The sequence below is a fragment of the Saccharothrix ecbatanensis genome (assembly GCF_014205015.1).
GTDB lineage: Bacteria > Actinomycetota > Actinomycetes > Mycobacteriales > Pseudonocardiaceae > Actinosynnema > Actinosynnema ecbatanense.
Genome location: NZ_JACHMO010000001.1, coordinates 5467317 through 5484921 on the forward strand (window position 1 = coordinate 5467317; position 17605 = coordinate 5484921).

At 69.3% G+C, this 17605-nt stretch carries 14 protein-coding genes; 5 read left to right on the forward strand and 9 right to left on the reverse strand.

Translation table 11 applies throughout. The features are described 5' to 3' along the window. Positions 1–5: 5 nt before the first annotated feature. The 4 genes from F4560_RS22975 to F4560_RS22990 form a co-directional block, all read right to left on the reverse strand. Positions 6–599, reverse strand: coding sequence for a nucleotidyl cyclase domain-containing protein (locus F4560_RS22975; RefSeq protein WP_312869433.1), 594 nt, complete (start codon positions 597–599; stop codon positions 6–8). A 97-nt stretch (positions 600–696) separates the two neighbouring features. Continuing rightward, a complete protein-coding gene (locus F4560_RS22980; RefSeq protein WP_184923061.1) occupies positions 697–1380 on the reverse strand; it encodes a Crp/Fnr family transcriptional regulator in 684 nt (227 codons plus the stop codon). Between the two features lie 68 nt (positions 1381–1448). Beyond that, a complete protein-coding gene (locus tag F4560_RS22985; protein ID WP_184923063.1) occupies positions 1449–3359 on the reverse strand; it encodes a S9 family peptidase in 1911 nt (636 codons plus the stop codon). Positions 3360–3412: 53 nt separating this feature from the next. Then, the gene (locus F4560_RS22990) at positions 3413–4423 is read right to left on the reverse strand and encodes a TerC family protein (protein ID WP_184923064.1); all 1011 of its coding nucleotides are present in this window, start codon (positions 4421–4423) and stop codon (positions 3413–3415) included. 286 nt (positions 4424–4709) lie between these two features. Between F4560_RS22990 and F4560_RS22995 the strand changes: the two genes are divergently transcribed. The 3 genes from F4560_RS22995 to F4560_RS23005 are packed head-to-tail and all read left to right on the forward strand — an operon-like array spanning position 4710 to position 8941. Beyond that, entirely contained in the window at positions 4710–7571 is a 2862-nt protein-coding gene (locus tag F4560_RS22995; protein ID WP_184923066.1) for an alpha/beta fold hydrolase, read from the forward strand. Next, positions 7568–8494 carry an ABC transporter permease gene (locus F4560_RS23000; RefSeq protein WP_184923068.1) on the forward strand — a complete coding sequence of 309 codons (927 nt, stop codon included), beginning with the start codon at positions 7568–7570 and terminating at the stop codon, positions 8492–8494. Before F4560_RS22995 ends, F4560_RS23000 begins: the two co-directional genes overlap by 4 nt. Before the next feature lie 57 nt (positions 8495–8551). Then, positions 8552–8941, forward strand: a complete 390-nt coding sequence (locus F4560_RS23005; protein WP_184923070.1) for a tellurite resistance TerB family protein — start codon at positions 8552–8554, stop codon at positions 8939–8941. A gap of 195 nt (positions 8942–9136) precedes the next feature. On the opposite strand, the gene uvrB is transcribed toward F4560_RS23005, so the two are convergent. Continuing rightward, positions 9137–11296, reverse strand: coding sequence for an excinuclease ABC subunit UvrB (gene uvrB / locus F4560_RS23010; RefSeq protein WP_184923072.1), 2160 nt, complete (start codon positions 11294–11296; stop codon positions 9137–9139). A 47-nt stretch (positions 11297–11343) separates the two neighbouring features. Continuing rightward, positions 11344–12687 carry a DUF5685 family protein gene (locus F4560_RS23015; RefSeq protein ID WP_184923074.1) on the reverse strand — a complete coding sequence of 448 codons (1344 nt, stop codon included), beginning with the start codon at positions 12685–12687 and terminating at the stop codon, positions 11344–11346. 108 nt (positions 12688–12795) lie between these two features. Here F4560_RS23015 and F4560_RS23020 point away from each other — a divergent pair, with 108 nt between their 5' ends. Both F4560_RS23020 and F4560_RS23025 read left to right on the forward strand, forming a co-directional pair. Then, positions 12796–13308, forward strand: a complete 513-nt coding sequence (locus F4560_RS23020; RefSeq protein ID WP_184929329.1) for a ribonuclease FAU-1 family protein — start codon at positions 12796–12798, stop codon at positions 13306–13308. Between the two features lie 137 nt (positions 13309–13445). Continuing rightward, positions 13446–13964, forward strand: a complete 519-nt coding sequence (locus tag F4560_RS23025; protein WP_184923076.1) for a ribonuclease FAU-1 family protein — start codon at positions 13446–13448, stop codon at positions 13962–13964. A gap of 56 nt (positions 13965–14020) precedes the next feature. Here F4560_RS23025 and coaE read toward each other — a convergent pair whose 3' ends face one another. The 3 genes from coaE to rpsA form a co-directional block, all read right to left on the reverse strand. Continuing rightward, a complete protein-coding gene (gene coaE / locus F4560_RS23030) occupies positions 14021–15193 on the reverse strand; it encodes a dephospho-CoA kinase (RefSeq protein ID WP_184923078.1) in 1173 nt (390 codons plus the stop codon). Positions 15194–15265: 72 nt separating this feature from the next. Beyond that, complete coding sequence (locus tag F4560_RS23035; RefSeq protein WP_184923080.1) at positions 15266–15880, reverse strand: hypothetical protein; 615 nt, start codon at positions 15878–15880, stop codon at positions 15266–15268. A 135-nt stretch (positions 15881–16015) separates the two neighbouring features. Further along, positions 16016–17512, reverse strand: a complete 1497-nt coding sequence (gene rpsA / locus F4560_RS23040; protein ID WP_184923082.1) for a 30S ribosomal protein S1 — start codon at positions 17510–17512, stop codon at positions 16016–16018. Positions 17513–17605: the final 93 nt, after the last annotated feature.

Here is a 17605-nt window from a genome sequence, read left to right on the forward strand (position 1 = left end):
GTCCGCTAGCCCCGCCGCGCCGGGCCGGGGCAGAGGTAACCCGCATAGGAGATGCCCTTCACCCGGAAGCGGGTCGCCCGGAACCTGTTCGGGTCGAGGTCGTGGAAGCGGGTGCGGACCACGTCGTCGAACAGCCGCTCCGAGATGATCAGCACCAGGTCGCCGTCGGCCAACGCGAGTTCGCGGCGGACCACCTTGGCGTCCAGGAGCCGGCTCGTCACGATCGGCGCGTCGCCGACCAGCCCGAACCGGCCCGCGGTGAGCGTGCCGCAGTGCATCGCCACCCTCATCCGCAACGGGGTGCCGGCGCGGCGCAGTTCGGCGAGCGCGGCGGCCAGCGCGTCGGTGAAGTGGGCGATCACCCACGCGGTGTCGGCGTCGGCCGGCAGCACCGCCAGCTCGCCGTCGCCGCGGAGCTGTCGGTACCAGTGGGATCGGTCCAGTCCGGCGTGGTGGGCGGCGAGGTCCATGACCTCGCCCAGCCTCGACTGCACCAGGGACTGGTCCAGCGCGTCGAGCTTGCTGTACCCCTCGACGTCCACGGCCACCACGAGGCGGTAGACCAGTCCGTCGAGCGGTGTCATGGTGTCTGTTGTCACCACCACAGCATCCGGCCGTCCGGTCGCCGGAAGTAGGGCGAACGCCGGGTTTCCCGTTTCCGGCCGGTTTCCGGTTCCCGGCGGCTTTCGAAACCGCTCAGGCGCAGGCGACCTCGGCCAGCACGTCCAGGTCCACGATCGTGATCGCCCGGTACCCCATGCTGATGACGCCGCGGTCCCGCAGCACGCGCAGTTCGCGCCGCGCGGTGTCCTCCTCCACGCCGACCAGCGACCCGAGCTCGCCCTGCGTGAGGCCCAGCTTCAGCGTGACGCCGTACGGTCCGGGTCTGCCGTAGGCGTCGGCCAGGTGGTTGAGCACGCGGGCCAGCCGCACCACCGCCGAGTAGCCGTTGACGTCGACCCGGCGCTGCTGGTTCCAGCGCAGCGTCTTCATGATCATCCGGGTGAGGGCGAGGTTCGCCTCGGGGTGCTCGCCGAGGAACCGCTGGAACTGCGCCGACGCCACCACCCGCGCTCTGGTGTCCACGCACGCGGTCACGGTCGCCGAGCGCGGTTCGCCGCTCAGGAACGCCATCTCGCCGACGACGTCGCCGCCGACCTTGATGTTGAGCAGCGCGACCCGCCCGTTGCCGAGCGTCTCGGTCACCTTGACCAGCGCCTGCACCAGCACCACGACGTAGTCGGACCGCTCGGACTCTCGCATGATCACGTCACCGCGCCGGAACAGCTTCGGCACTCCGAGGCCGAGCAGTGCGGTCTGCGCGACAGGACCGAGCGTGTCCAGATAGGTTCCGACGGGCCAGTTCGACGGGATCGCCATCGTGCCTCCCTCCGCGAGCAACCAGTCTGCCGCCCGCGGAGGTCGCCGATCCCGGCTTTTGCCGTATTTCAGACCAAATGGCGGCCCCACCACTTCAACACCGCGTCGAACCGCTGCTTGCGGTGGCGCGGCTTGCCCGAGCGGGTGAGTTCGTGGCCTTCACCGGGGAACACCAGCATCTCCGCCTCGACGCCGTTGCGGCGCAGGGCGACGAACATCCGCTGTGCCTGTTCGAGCGGGCAGCGCCAGTCGTGCTCGGAGTGCACCACCATGAACGGCATGGTGATCTTCTCGGCGTAGGTGAGCGGGCTCATCGCGCGCTGCGCCTCCGGGCTGGGCCCGCAGTAGGCGTCTGCGAAGAACCAGCCGATGTCCGACGACCCGCCGAACGAGTCCCACGCGTTGACGGCGCGCTCACTCCACGCGGCGCGGAACCGCTCGCCGTGGTGCGCGGCCAGCCATGAGGTCATGAACCCGCCGTACGAACCGCCCATCACGCCCACGCGGTCGGCGTCGAGGGCCGGGTCCTCCAGCGCGATGTCCAGCACGGCGAGGACGTCGTCCACGTCGACCGTGCCGAACGCGCCGATCACCGACTGGCCGTGGGCCTGGCCGTACCCGGCAGAGCCGCGCGGGTTGGGCAGCACGACCGCGTACCCGGCCGCGGCGTACACCTGGGCCTCGTCGAAGAAGCCCCAGCCGTGGTACATGAACGGGCCGCCGTGCACGGCCAGCACCACCGGGTGCGGCCCTTCGCCCTCGGGCAGCACGACCCAGCCGTGCACCGGGTAGCCGTCGGGCGCGGCGCCGGTCAGCTCCTTGGCCGGTCGCAGCGGCGCCTTCGAGCCGAAGTCGGTCAGCGTGCCGCCGCCCACGAGCACGACCTCGCCGGTGTTGTCCGAAGTGGACACCACGGCCACGATCCGGTCGCCGTCCGCGGCGAACGACTTCACCTCGGCCCGTTCACCGGCCAGCACTTCCAGGTCGGCCAGCACGGCGTCGTCGGCGTCCAGCGGCACCCGGCGCAGCTCGATCGCGCCCCGGTTCCGCACCGCCACGAGCACGCCCGCGTCGGTCACCACCGGCGGACCGGCGGCCTTCTCGCAGTCCACCGTCTCCATGTCGGTGAGCCGGGTGACCCGCTCACCGTCGAACCGCCACAGGCTCATGTTGCGCGCGATGGCGGCCTGGCCAGGCGCCTGCTCGGGCGAGTAGAACAGCACGCCGCCGTCGGGCAGCGCGACCGGGTACGCGGCCCCGCCCCGGGTGCGCACGACCAGTTCGGGCGTGCCACCGGACGCCGGTGCGGAGTACACGTCGTTGTTGAACGTCTCGGTCGCGCCGAGGTCTCGTTCGGCCACGAACAGCACCCGCTCGCCGTCCGCCGTCCAGGCCGGATCGACCGCGGAGAACGTGCCGTCGGTCAGCTCCACCGGCTCGGCGTCCGGGTCCAGCGCGTCCACGGTGAACACCCGCGAGTGCCGGTCGGCGGTGAAGCCGATGTCGTCCAGCCGGTAGTCGAGCCGGGTGATGTGGCGCGGCGCCTCGGCGTCCGGCGTCGGGGCTTCCTCGCCCTCGGCGACCGGCACGCCGTGACGGCCGGGCTCGGGCACCCGCGAGGTGAACGCGATCCGCCGCGAGTCCGGCGCCCACACCGGCACGCCCGCGCCCAGCGCCAAGTCGGTGACCCGACGCGCCTCGCCGCCGTCGGCCGGCATCACGTGCAGCTGCGGCGGCTTGCCACGGGCGGTGACGCGCAGGAACGCGACCCAGCGCCCGTCCGGTGAGATCCGGGGGGCCAGGTCGCGTTCCGCCCACGTCCAACGACGCGTCCCGCCGCCGTCCGGGGCGACGCGGTGCAGGCCGCCCCGGTAGGCGTTCGCGCTGACGTCCGGGCAGGTCACGTCCACCAGGACGAGGTCACCGCGCACCGACACGGAGCCGGGCAGGGTCAGCGATCGCAAGTCATCGGGGCGCACGCCTCAGGACGCTACCGCACCGATTCTTAGCAAGACTCACGAGAATTTGACGCTCACAGATGGTCACTCCCGGACGCCTGCTCAACCGCCTCGGCCGCGTCCCGCTTCACCTTCACGAGGCTCGCGATGGTGGTGATGGCCAGCACACCGATGATCACCGAAAGCGACAGCTCGATGCCGATGGTCGGCACGTGCAGCGGCTCGCCGCCGTTGATGAAGCCCAGCGAGTTGGTGTGCAGCGCCTCCAGGATCAGCTTCACGCCGATGAAGCCCAGGATCACCGACAGCCCGATCGACAGGTACACCAGCTTGCTCAGCAGGCCGCCGAGCAGGAAGTACAGCTGGCGCAGACCCATCAACGCGAACGCGTTCGCGGTGAAGACCAGGAACGGCTCCTTGGTCAGGCCGAAGATCGCCGGGATGGAGTCGAGCGCGAACAGCAGGTCCGTGGTGCCGATGGCCACGATGACGATGAACATCGGCGTGACGAACCGCTTGCCGTCGATCCTCACGAACGACTTGGCGCCCTCGTAGCCGGCGGTCACCGGGTACACCTTGCGGACGAGCCGCAGCGCGATGTTCTCCTTGTACTCCTCTTCCTCTTCGTTGTGGTCCGTCCGCGCCAGCTTGTAGCCGGTGTAGATGAGGAACAGGCCGAAGAGGTAGAAGACCCAGCTGAACTCCGCGATGACCGCCGCGCCCACCGCGATGAAGATGCCGCGCATGACCAGCGCCATCAGGATGCCGATCAGCAGCACCTTGTGCTGGTGGATCGCGGGCACCTTGAAGGTGGTCATGATGATCAGGAAGATGAATAGGTTGTCGACGCTCAGGGAGTACTCGGTGATGTACCCGGCGAAGAACTCGCCCGCGTAGACACCACCGGACCAGAACCAGATCCCGATGCCGAACAGGACCGCGACACCGACGTAGAAGGTGACCCACCGGGCAGCTTCACCGATGGTGACTTCGTGCGGTTTGCGGTCGACGATGAAGAGGTCGATGGCCAGCAGGACCACCAGGCCGGCGATCGTGGCAAACCACAGCCACACGGGTACAGACATCAGACAGTTACCTCCGGTGCATCGCGCGCACGCCAATGACCGGAGGTCTCCTCCGCCGGTTCCGTAGAACCGACCGGCGGCACCGGGAACCTCACGCCAGGCTCCGTGCTGACGACACCGCCGCGAGGGAGTACTCCCCTCCACGCTGGACACAGTCTCACGCATGAATGCGGTTTCGCGCCAGCGGAGGTGATCAGACGCACCCGTCCGGGGCCTTCCGAACGACCGTGACGCGCCTGAGGGGCGACCCGCTCGACTGACAGCCCGTTCTCAGGCAATCGCGCATATGGTCAACGCCGTGGCCTCCCTAAACCGCCTCCGCGGTAGGTGGTCGCTCCCCGCGCTCGTCGTGTTGGTCGCCCTTGTGGGCGCCTTCGTCGTATGGACGCGCCAGGGAGACGACCCCGCCCCGGTGAGCACCCGCGAAGCGGTGATCGACGTGCCGGAAAGTCCGGACAGCGACCGCACCGTGCAGATCGACACAACCCTTTACCTGCCCGAACGCACACCCGCGCCCGCCGTGCTGCTGCCGCACGGCTTCGGCGGCAGCAAGGCGAGCGTCGCGGCCCAGGCGAACGAGCTCGCGCAGCGCGGGTTCGTGGTGCTGGCCTACTCGGCGCGCGGCTTCGGCCGCAGCAGCGGGCAGATCGCGCTGAACTCGCTGGACCACGAGGTCCGCGACGCGCGGAAGCTGCTCGACTGGCTGGCCACCCGGGAGGAGGTGGTGACCGACGGTGGCGGTGACCCCAAGGTCGGTGTGACCGGCGGCTCGTACGGCGGCGCGCTCGCGCTGTCGCTGGCCGGCGTCGACCAGCGGGTGGACACCATCGCGCCCGTCATCACCTGGAACGACCTCGGCCAGGCGCTGCTGCCGAACTCGGCGAGCGCCGACGGCGTGGCCGGCGAGACCCCGTCACCCGGCGCGTTCGCCGACGACGGCGTGTTCAAGCGGTCGTGGGCGGGCATCTTCTTCTCCGCCGGCCTGTCCGGCGCGGACACCGCGAACCCGGGCCAGGAGGCCTCCGAGCCCGGTCAGGACGACGACGACGCGGCCCCTGCGGCCACTGCGGCCACCACGCCGCCCCAGCAACAGGGCGACCCCCGACCGGCAGGTCCGGTCAACGGCGCCTGCGGCCGTTTCCAGGCCGACGTCTGCGCCGCGTACACCGAGGTCGCCACCACCGGCAAAGCAGGACCGCAGACCCTCGAAATCCTCCGCCGAGCCTCCCCCTCAGCGGTCACGAACAAGATCACCCAGCCGACGCTGCTGGTCCAGGGCGAGCAGGACACCCTGTTCGGCTTGGACCAGGCCGACGCCAACGCCCGCGAGATCGCCGCGAACGGCGCGAAGGTCAAGGTCGTCTGGTACTCCGGCGGCCACGACGGCGGTTCGCCCGGCCCTGAGCTGCGCGGCCAGATCGCCGACTGGATGGCGTTCCACCTGGAAGGCAAGGGCACCGATCCCGGCACGGCGTTCGAGTACACGGTCGTCGGAGCGTTCCGCAGCAGCGGGGCGCCGTCCCTGCGCAACGTCGTCGCACCGAGCTACCCCGGCCTCAACGGCGCAGCCCGCACCGAGCGCAAGGACATCGAACTCTCCGGCCGCGAGCAGATCGTGGTCAACCCGGCCGGCGGCAACCCGGCGGCGGTGTCCAGCCTGCCCGGTCTCGGATCGGCATTGGCCGGGTCGAGCTCCTTGTCGTCCAGGCTCTCCCTCGACCTGCCAGGTCAGGCGGCGGTGTTCCAGAGCGAGCCGCAGACCGCGCAGACCCTCCTGACCGGCGCGTCCACCGTGAAACTGCGGGTCGCCGCCGTGCCCGGCCAGCCCGTGCCCCCGGAAGGCGCGGTCCTGTTCGTGAAGCTGTACGACGCGGACGGCAGCGGCGTGCGGACGCTGCCAGGCTCCGCCGTAGCCCCGGTACGCGTGGCCGTGCCCGCCGACGGCACCCCGGTGGACGTCACCGTGACCCTGCCCGGCGCGGTGCGCCCGGTCGAAGCGGACCACCGCCTGCAACTCGTCGTGTCGACCACCGACATGGCGTACGCGAACGCGGAGGAGCCCGCCGCCTACCGCATCTCCCTGGCCGCACCGACCCTGTCGGTCCCGGTGGTCGCAGGCGTGAACGCGACCAGCGACGTGCCCACCGCGGCCCTCTGGGGCATCGCGATCGTCCTGGCCATCGTCGTCATCACCGGCGTGGTGGCCTGGTTCCGCCGCAGGCTGACCGCCGACGTCGACCCGGACCTCGAATCCGTGCCACTGGTGATCGAGAACCTGACCAAGTCCTACCCCGGTGGTCTGACCGCCGTGAAGGACCTGTCGTTCCGGGTGGAGCACGGCCAGGTACTAGGTCTGCTCGGCCCGAACGGCGCGGGCAAGACCACCACGCTGCGCATGTTGATGGGCCTGATCCGGCCGACCGAGGGCGGAATCCGCGTGTTCGGCCACCGGGTGAGCCCAGGCGCACCCGTGCTGTCCCGGATCGGTTCGTTCGTCGAGGGCTCCGGCTTCCTCCCGCACCTCTCCGGCGCCGAGAACCTGAAGCTCTACTGGGCGGCGACCGGCCGTCCGCTGGAGCAGGCGCACATCGAAGAGGCCCTGGAGATCGCGGGCCTCGGCAACGCCGTGAACCGCCGGGTGCGCACCTACAGCCAGGGCATGAGGCAGCGGCTGGCGATCGCCCAAGCGATGCTCGGCCTGCCTGACCTGCTCGTGCTGGACGAGCCGACCAACGGCCTCGACCCGCCCCAGATCCACCAGATGCGCGAGGTCCTGCGCCGTTACGCGGCGGCGGGCCGAACGGTCCTGGTGTCGTCGCACTTGTTGGCAGAGGTCGAGCAGACGTGTTCGCACGTCGTCGTCATGCACAAGGGCAAGCTCGTGGCGGCCGGTCTGGTCGACGAGATCGCGACGGGCAGCGGCGAGGCGAGCTTCCGAGTCGACCAACCGGACGAAGCGGCCACCGTCCTACGCAGCCTGTCCGGCGTGCACGACGTGCACGTGGACGGCGAACAGGTCCACGCCAGCCTCAACGGCATGCCACGCGCGACCGCGTTGCAGGCCCTCGTGGCAGCAGGCGTCGCCGTGGACCAGGCCGGCCCCCGTCGGCGGTTGGAAGACGCGTTCCTCGAGTTGGTGGGCGAATGAGCGAGAACGGTGTACACACTGATCCGGCCGCGATCTCCGATCTCACGGACGCGGCGGAGGCCGAGCACTCCTCGGTAGCGCCGGACGGCTCGAAGGTCGGCTACCGAGCAGGCCGAACCCTGCCCGTCCGGGTCGAGCTGATCCGACAACTACGCCGCAGGCGGACGCAGTTGGTGCTGGGTTTCCTGGTGCTGCTGCCGTTCATCCTGGTGGTGGCGTTCGAGCTGGGGCAGGCGTCGCCGAACCGCCGTGCGGGCGGTTTCGTGGACCTGGCCACGGCCAGCGGCGTCAACTTCGTGATCCTGACGCTGTTCGTCAGCGGTGGCTTCCTGCTGCCGATGATCGTGGCGTTGTTCTTCGGCGACACGATCGCGTCCGAGGCGTCGTGGTCGTCGTTGAAGTACTTGCTGGCCGCACCGATCCCCCGCCACCGCCTGCTCCGGCGCAAGGCCCTGGCCTCCGGCTTGATGTCGGTCTTCGCACTGGCACTCCTGCCCGCGATCGCGCTCGGCGTCGGCGTCATCTGGTACGGCGCGGGAGAAGCAGTCTCACCAACCGGTGAGGCCGCGTCCTTCGGCGCCGGTGTCTACGGCATTGCGCTGGCCGTCGTCTACATCTCGATCCACCTGTTCTGGGTGGCAGGCCTGGCGCTGTACCTCTCGGTGTCGACGGACGCGCCCCTCGGCGCGGTCGGCGGCGCGGTGGTGGCGTCGATCGTGTCGCAGATCCTCGACCAGATCACGGCGCTGGAGGGCCTGCGGGACTACCTGCCCACGCACTACGCGTTGGCGTGGGTGGACCTGCTGTCGTCCGACGTCGACTGGTCGCAGATGGCGAAGGGCACCTTCTCCGCCCTCGCCTTCGGCTCGTTCTTCACCCTGCTGGCAGCCCGCAAGTTCGCCCGCAAGGACATCACCAGCTGACCAGGGGAAACGGCGCACCGGGACATCCCCGGTGCGCCGTTTCTCTAAGCTGATCAGGTGACTGTCTACACGGACGAGGAAAGCCGGACCCTGCGCACGGCGGTCTTCGGCGCGATGGTGCTGGTGTCCACCGCGGAGCCGGGTGCCCTGGACGAGGAAAGCCACGCGGGAATCCGTGCCATGGCAACGTTCTCACCACACCTACGCCACCTCCTGGGCGCCGCCCGCCCCGAACTACCCGCCGGCACCACCACCGACGTGGAAAACGGCGTACTGGAAGCACTGCAGAACTCGATGGCAATCCTGGCCACCAAAGCCCCCCAGGAAGCCACCACATTCCCCACCGCCGTACTGGCAATCTGCAACGAAGTCGCCGCAGCCGACGGCCAAGTAGGCCAAGCCGAACACGAAGCAGTAACCAAGATCCGCGCAGCACTAACCCGATAAACCCCGCCACCCGCACCAAACCGACAGTGGCCGCAGAGGCTCGATTTGACATGGGTTCGGGTGTCGTAGGCTGGTCGAAGCCGGGCAGGCTTGGCGGACGCTCTTCCCGCCACGCCTGCCCGGCTTTGGCCTGCCTGTGGCGCCTGTAAGGGCCCCATGTCAAATCGAGCCGGCCGCACCGACCGGGGGATACCCCTACTTAACCCCAGCCGCGTCCATCCCCCGCAACTCCTTCTTCAAATCCTGAATCTCATCCCGCAACCGACCCGCCAGCTCGAACTGCAACTCCCGAGCCGCGTTCATCATCTGATCAGTCAACTGCTGCACCAGATCCGCCAACTCGGAACGAGCCATCGTGCCCGTTCCCCGATCCACCAACACCCCGGAACTCGCACGCCCACTGGCACCAGGATCACCAGTCGGCTTCTTCCCACGCGACGTGTTACGACCCGACCCCCCGGGCGCGATGGCGTCCTCGGCCTCCGCGTACACCTGCTCCAGAATGTCCGTGATCTTCTTGCGCAACGGCTGCGGGTCAAGCCCGCGCTCCTCGTTGTAAGCGACCTGCTTGGCCCGCCGACGATTGGTCTCGTCAATCGCGTGCCGCATCGAGTCCGTGATCCGGTCCGCGTACATGTGGACCTCGCCGGACACGTTACGAGCCGCACGGCCGATCGTCTGGATCAGGCTGGTCCCCGAACGCAGGAAACCTTCCTTGTCCGCGTCGAGGATCGCCACCAGCGACACCTCCGGCAGGTCCAACCCCTCCCGCAGCAGGTTGATGCCGATCAACACGTCGTAATCACCCAGCCGCAACTGGCGCAGCAGCTCCACCCGGCGCAGCGTGTCGACCTCGGAGTGCAGGTACCGGACCCGGATCCCCAACTCCAGCAGGTAGTCGGTCAGGTCCTCGGCCATCTTCTTGGTCAGCGTGGTGACCAGGACCCGCTCGTCCTTCTCCGCCCGCACCCGGATCTCGTGGACCAGGTCGTCGATCTGACCCTCGGTCGGCTTGACCACGACCCCCGGGTCGACCAGGCCGGTAGGCCGGATGACCTGCTCCACGAACTCGCCACCCGCCTGCCCCATCTCGTACGGGCCGGGGGTGGCCGACAGGTAGACCGTCTGCCCGATCCGGTCGGCGAACTCCTCCCACGTCAACGGGCGGTTGTCCATGGCGCTCGGCAGCCGGAAGCCGTGCTCCACCAGGTTCCGCTTGCGCGACGCGTCGCCCTCGTACATGCCGCCGATCTGCGGCACCGTCACGTGCGACTCGTCGATGACCATCAGGAAGTCGTCCGGGAAGTAGTCGATCAGGGTCGCCGGGGCGGTGCCCGCACCGCGGTCGTCGATGTGCCTGGAGTAGTTCTCGATGCCGTTGCAGAAGCCGACCTGGCGCATCATCTCGACGTCGTACGCGGTGCGCATGCGCAGGCGCTGGGCCTCCAGCAGCTTGCCCTGCCGCTCCAGCGTCGCCAGCCGGTCGGCCAGCTCCGCCTCGATGTTGCCGATCGCCTTCTCCATCCGCTCCGGACCCGCGACGTAGTGGGTGGCCGGGAAGATGCGCAGCTCGTCCACCTCCTTGACCACGTCACCGGTCAAGGGGTGGAGGTAGTAGAGCTTGTCGATCTCGTCGCCGAAGAACTCGACCCGCAGCGCCAGCTCCTCGTACGCCGGGATGATCTCGACCGTGTCACCCCTCACCCGGAACGTGCCGCGGTTGAACGCGATGTCGTTGCGGGTGTACTGGATGTCGACCAGGGCGCGCAGCAGCAGGTCGCGCTCGACCTCGCCGCCCACCTCCAGATTGATCGACCGGTCGAGGTACGACTGCGGCGTGCCGAGGCCGTAGATGCACGACACGGACGCGACCACGATCACGTCACGCCTGGTCAGCAGGCTCATGGTAGCCGAGTGGCGCAGCCGTTCGACGTCTTCGTTGACCGAGGAGTCCTTCTCGATGTACGTGTCCGTCTGCGGGATGTACGCCTCGGGCTGGTAGTAGTCGTAGTAGCTGACGAAGTACTCCACCGCGTTGTCCGGGAAGTACCCCTTCAGCTCGTTCGCCAGCTGCGCGGCCAGGGTCTTGTTCGGCGCCATCACCAGCGTCGGCCGCTGCACCTTCTCCACCAGCCAGGCCGTCGTCGCCGACTTGCCGGTGCCGGTGGCGCCGAGGAGCACCACGTCCTTCTCCCCGGCACGGATGCGCCGTTCGAGCTCCGCGATCGCCGCGGGCTGGTCGCCCGCCGGCTGGTAGTCGCTGACCACGCGGAACTTCCCGTCGGTACGGGGGATGTCACCGACGGGACGATGCGACGAGTGCGCCTTGACCGGGATCTCGGTAGGGAAAGCCACGAACACGACGGTACGCCGGGGGTACGACAATCTCCCATCGCCCCAGGTCAGCAGTTGCAGTCGCACCCCGAGCAGCCCGAACAGCCCGAGCAGTCCGGGCACGAGCAGTCCCCGCACGAGTCGTTCGGCTTGCCGCTGAACGGCCCGGGGAAGGGGTCGCGACAGCACTGCTGGCAGGTGCCGCACTGGTAGAGCACCGCCAGACAGCCCAGGAGGATGCCGCGGCTCACCGGCGGCTCCTTCAGCTTGGGCCAGCACCACAGCCCGCTACCGGGCTTCATCGGCCCACCGCCGCGCTTCTTCTTGCCACCGCTCGGCGGCTCAGGCGGCCCCCCGCCACCCGGCGCGCCCGGCGGCGGCACATGACCAGGCGGCGGCACGCTCCCGGGATGAACGGGCTGCCCATACTGCCCGGGCGGCGGGTACGGACCCGGTTGCCCATAAGGCCCAGGCGGCGGGTACATCCCCGGCCCAGGCTGCCACCCAGGCGGCGGAGGCGGGTTGTGCACGTGCGGCCCACCCGCACCCCCATGCCCATGCCCATGCGACTCACCAAAAGCCCGCCGAATCGACTCCTGCACCTCATGCACCAACAGCACGTGCACCAGCCGGTCGTCCGCGAACTCCACTTCCTTCAAAGCGAGCTTGATCCCCAACGCCGCGTCATCGCACAACCGCCGCGCCTCGTCCACCGTCGTCCCAGTAGCCGACAACGGGTTCCAAGCCCCAGAAGCCCGATCAGCCTCCAGGTCCTCCACCGCGTCCAGCAGGTGCGCCGTCCGCCCGAACAGCCGCCCCACCTCGCGCAACGGCTCCGCGTTCCCCGGCCGCCCGGCCAACACGGCGGTCTGCGCCACAGCCTCCCCCGCTGCCGTCTCCGTCGGCTCGGTCACCACGACCACCGACGACCCCACCCCAGCCGACGCCTCGACAGACGACTGCCGCCGCACCGCGTCCACCAGCACAGCCGTGTCAAACCCCAGGTCCAACCCGGTGGCCGAGGCCTGCGCGGCCCACCGCCGCGCCACCTGCCTCCCGACCCCACGCATCGGCGCACGCGCGAACACGCCATCACCATCGGACACGTGGTCGCCGACCTTCGCCGACGCCAGCACCAGCGACACCGTCGCGGCCAACCGCGCACCAGCCCCCACGGCCACGTCCGCCGACTGCATCCCACGCAGCGCGCACGGCCCCGCGGCACGCCTCGACCGTCCCACCTGCGCCTCGACCAGCGCGGAGATGACCAGACCGTCGTAATTGGTGACCACCCGCGCCATGTGGCCGTGGTCGTCGCGCAACGCCAGGCACAACCCGCACAGGTGGGCCAGCCAGGACTCTCGCAGCTCAGGGCCCAGGCGGTTGCGACAAGGGCGGATGATGCCGAACATGGCAGGAAGACTAAGCGATCATCATCCTTTTGGGTGACAGGAAGGGGCATCCCAGGAGGGTCGTTGCCTAAAGTCGCTCTTGTGACGTCGAGTGCCGCCGGGACCCGCATGCACATCCACCCGCCGAAGATCGAGTACTTCGACCTCGACGCGAAGAGCAACACCGATCCCAAGGGCTACCTGCGCGGGGTCGAGGAGTACCGGCTGACGCAGGACGGCCTGTACATGTTCCGCCCGGTGCCCGGCCACCCGCACCTCACCCACTTCGAGTCCTGGCTGCTGCCCGCGCACGGCCTGCGGCTGACCCGGCAGTCCTGGCACCCCGGCCACGAGCGCGACTACGACCTGTACGTGGACGTGGTCGAGATCAGCTCCAGCGGTTCGGTGTGGAAGACCGTCGACCTGTACCTGGACCTGGTCGTGCGCACCGGCCGGAGCGTGACCGTGCTGGACACCGACGAGCTGCTGACCGCCCTCGACCAGGGCCTCGTCCAGGCTGACCGGGCGCAGTGGGCGCTGGAGACGACGTACCGCGCGGTGGCCGGGATCGCGGCGCACGGGCACGACGCGGTGCGCTGGCTCGCGTCCCAGGGCACGGTCACGACATGGCGTCCCCGGTAATACAGACGGTCACACTTGCTGGTCAACCGCCATCGGTGTCCCGTCACCTGATAGAGACCGCGTACCACACAGACCGTGATGTAACGAATCAACCCGCATAGTTACGCGGAGCACATCTCCGGCTACCCTCGGGTCGCGTGGGAGCGGTCATCACACCTCAGCTGGTCGACGTTGTCGACACCGTCAGCGCAGTTCGCAGCTACTCCAGTGGGATGTCGCGGTACCTGTCTACCTGTCGGGTGGAGCCCTGGGGTCTGCGGCTCGAATGCCCCACCCCGGACGATCCGTTCTCCGATTCCGAGGTCACCTGGTTGATGCCCGAGCTCGGGCTCCGGCTGACCCACCACCGGCCCCGTTCACGGCACGCGCGCAGCGGTCCGAGCGTGCTCAGCGCGGTCCGCGTCCAGCGTGACGGTCGCTCGTGGCGCACGACGGACCTGCTGCTGGGCCTGGCCGTGCCGGGTGGCACGACCGCGCGGATCGTGCGCTGCGAGGAGTTCGCCGCCGCCGTCGCCGGACGCGTCCTCGGCCCCGCCGACGCCGACCAGGCGCTGCGCACCGTGCACCGCACCCTGGAGGAGGTCAGCCTGCACCGGCACGACCTCCGCTCGTGGCTGACCCACCGGGGCATCTACGACATGTGGCCGTCGCTCTAGCAACGTCGCTCTGGTAGTAACCGCCTACAACCTGAACGCCTACGAACGCTGAACGCCTACGGCCGCGCGCCCCCGTAGAACGCATCCACCCTCGCCGTAGCCGCCGCCATCCAAGAATCCTTGGACTCGCCGTACGCGAACCCGTCCACGTCACCCTTGTGCTGCTCGGCCAGCTCCAGCTTCAGCGCCGCGTACTCCTCCCGCGCCCGCTCGTCGGCCCGCAGCCAGTCGCGGAACCGGATCGCCCAGTTCCACGCCGGCCCGCCCTCCACCCGGACGTGCAGGTTGACCCGCCGACCCGGGTCCGCACCCGCGTGCAGCCGCTTGTGCCAGTCCTCCGGCGCGTCACCCTCGTACCGCACGGTGTCCTCGCCGATCCCCAGGCTCGGGAACCCGGCCGGCGCGAGCGACTCCTCCAACCCGGCGGCCTCTTCCAGCGACGTCACGCCGAGCTGGAAGTCCAGCACGTCCTTGGCCGCGAGCCCCGGCACAGCCGTGGAGCCGATGTGCTCGACCCGCCGCCCGCCCGCCGCCAGCCGGATGCGTGCCGCGACCCGTTCCGCCTGCACCGGCCACGTCTCGTCGTACGGCACCACGATCGGCGGACCGGCCGCGTACCGGCGCAGCCTGATGTTCGACTCGTACCGCACCAGCCGATCCGCCCACAACGCGTCGACCTGCGCCTGCACCACGTCCCTCGGCCCGGAGTTGTCCAGCCACACGTCCGCCACCGCCCGGCGGCGCTCGTCGTCGGCCTGCGCGGCGATGCGGCGGCGTGCGTCCTCCTCCGCCATACCCCGGTCACGCAGCCGGGCGAGGCGCTGGTCGAGGTCCGCGTGCACGATCAGCACCAGGTGGTAGAGCGGCGCCATGCCGTTCTCGACCAGCAGCGGCACGTCGTGCACCACGATCGCGTCCTCGGGCGCGGCGGCGAGCAACTGTGCCGTGCGGGCCGCGATCTTGGGGTGCGTGATGCCGTTCAGCGTGGCCAGGGACTTCTCGTCGCCGAACACCTTGGCCGCGAGGGCCGGCCGGTTCAGCGCGCCGTCGGCGTCCAGGACGTCCGGGCCGAACGCCTCGACGATCTCGCGGAGGCCGTCGGTGCCGGGTTCGACCACCTCCCGGGCCAGCCGGTCGGAGTCGATGACCACCGCTCCGTGCTCGGCGAGCCTGCCCGCCACCGTCGACTTGCCCGACCCGATTCCCCCGGAGAGCCCCACGCGCAACATGGCGACCAGCCTGCCATGCCCTGCCCAACCCCCAGCACCCAAACCCAGCGCCCAACCCCCAGCGCCGAACCCTCAGGCGTCCTCGATAGGCGTCATCGACTGCTGGGCCAAAGCCGCGAGGAAGATCCCGACCTGGTCGTCCGGCAACACGCCGACCTTCGCGCGGCTCACGAACGTGGTCTTGCCCAGCGACCCGATGAGCAGCCGCTCGTCCTTCGTGCTGACCAGCGACGCCTTCACCTTGCCCACGTCCATCTGCGTGACCGAAGCGCCGTCCTCGCGTTCGGCGGCCACGCTCTCCTCGACCCGGGTGCCGGCAGCCGCGGGATCCGCGTAGGTGGCCAGGCCGACGACGACGGGCGCGGCGCCGAGGGGCTGGCGTTCACCGAGGCCGTAGTAGCAGTCGACCTTCCCGGTCCGGGCGAGCGAAGGCTCCGGGATGCCGATGATCGTTCTCAACTCGCCGGGCAGCTCACGGCCGAGGAACTTGTGCACGCTCGCCACGGGCACGATCAGCTCGCAGTCGTCCGGCAAGGGTCTGTCGGTCATCTGCGGCGCTCTGGTGAACGTCGTCGGCGGCAGGATCGTCGGGATCTGCGGAGCGGCCGGGGGCGGCCGCATCTCGGTGGCGCACGCCGTACACACGAGCACCACCACAGCCGCCAACACCGTCGTCCGCACGCTCATAGGACTCTTAACTTAACGCACCACAACGACTTCGCACCGCTTAGAAGCCGAAACGACGATCGCCCCCCACCCGCGAGGGGTAGGGGGCGATCGGGTCGATCAATCAGCCGACGAGGTGCCGTCGGCCGGTGCTGCTCAGACGCCGCCCGACAGCTTCTCGCGCAGCGCGGCCAGCTGCTCGTCGCTCGCCAGGGTGCCGCCGGCCTGAGCCGGAGCGCCCGTGCTGGACGAGGTCGCGGCGGCCGGAGCCTCGCCACCGGAGGAGTAGTTCGTCTCCCCGGCAGCTTCTTCCTCGGCCACGGCGGCCTTGGCCACCTGCTTCATGTGGGCCTCGTAGCGCGTGTGGGCCTCGGCGTACTGACGCTCCCACTCCTCGCGCTGCTTGTCGAAGCCGTCCTGCCACTCCTGGGTCTCCGGGTCGAAGCCCTCGGGGTAGATGTAGTTCCCCTGGTCGTCGTACTCGGCGGCCATGCCGTACTGGGTCGGGTCGAACTCGGAGTCGACCGTGAAGCCCTCGTTGGCCTGCTTGAGCGACAGCGAGATCCGGCGACGGTCGAGGTCGATGTCGATGACCTTGACCATGACGTCGTCGCCGACCTGCACGACCTGCTCCGGGATCTCGACGTGGCGCTCGGCCAGCTCGGAGATGTGGACCAGGCCCTCGATGCCCTCGTCCACCCGGACGAACGCGCCGAACGGGACGAGCTTGGTGACCTTGCCCGGCACGATCTGGCCGATCGCGTGGGTGCGGGCGAACTGGCGCCACGGGTCTTCCTGCGTCGCCTTGAGCGACAGCGACACGCGCTCGCGCTCCATGTCGACGTCCAGGACCTCGACCGTGACCTCCTGGCCGACCTCGACGACCTCGGACGGGTGGTCGATGTGCTTCCAGGACAGCTCCGAGACGTGCACCAGGCCGTCCACGCCACCCAGGTCCACGAAGGCACCGAAGTTGACGATGGAGGACACGACGCCCTTGCGGACCTGGCCCTTCTGCAGCTGGTTGAGGAACTCGCTGCGGACCTCGGACTGGGTCTGCTCGAGCCACGCACGGCGGGACAGGACCACGTTGTTGCGGTTCTTGTCCAGCTCGATGATCTTGGCTTCGAGCTCCCGGCCGACGTACGGCTGGAGGTCGCGCACGCGGCGCATCTCGACCAGGGAGGCGGGGAGGAAGCCCCTCAGGCCGATGTCCAGGATCAGGCCGCCCTTGACGACCTCGATGACCGTGCCCTTGACGGGCTCGTCCTTCTCCTTGAGCGCCTCGATGGTGCCCCAGGCGCGCTCGTACTGCGCGCGCTTCTTGGAGAGGATCAGCCGACCTTCCTTGTCCTCCTTCTGGAGAACAAGAGCCTCGACCTCGTCACCAACCTTGACGACCTCGTTGGGGTCGACGTCGTGCTTGATCGACAACTCACGCGAGGGGATGACGCCCTCGGTCTTGTAGCCGATGTCGAGCAGGACTTCGTCCCGGTCGACCTTGACGATCGTGCCTTCGACGATATCGCCGTCGTTGAAGTACTTGATCGTCTTGTCGATAGCGGCGAGGAAGTCCTCCTCCGTCCCGATATCGTTGATGGCGACCTGCTTCGGCGCAGCGGCAACCGGGACAGTGGTGGTGTCGGTGGACATTAGGTAGGTGGCTCCGGTACGGATTGGGGTTGGGCCTGCGGGTTCAACGCTACGCGGAGGGCGCGCCCCACCGCGAAGACCGACTCACCAGGT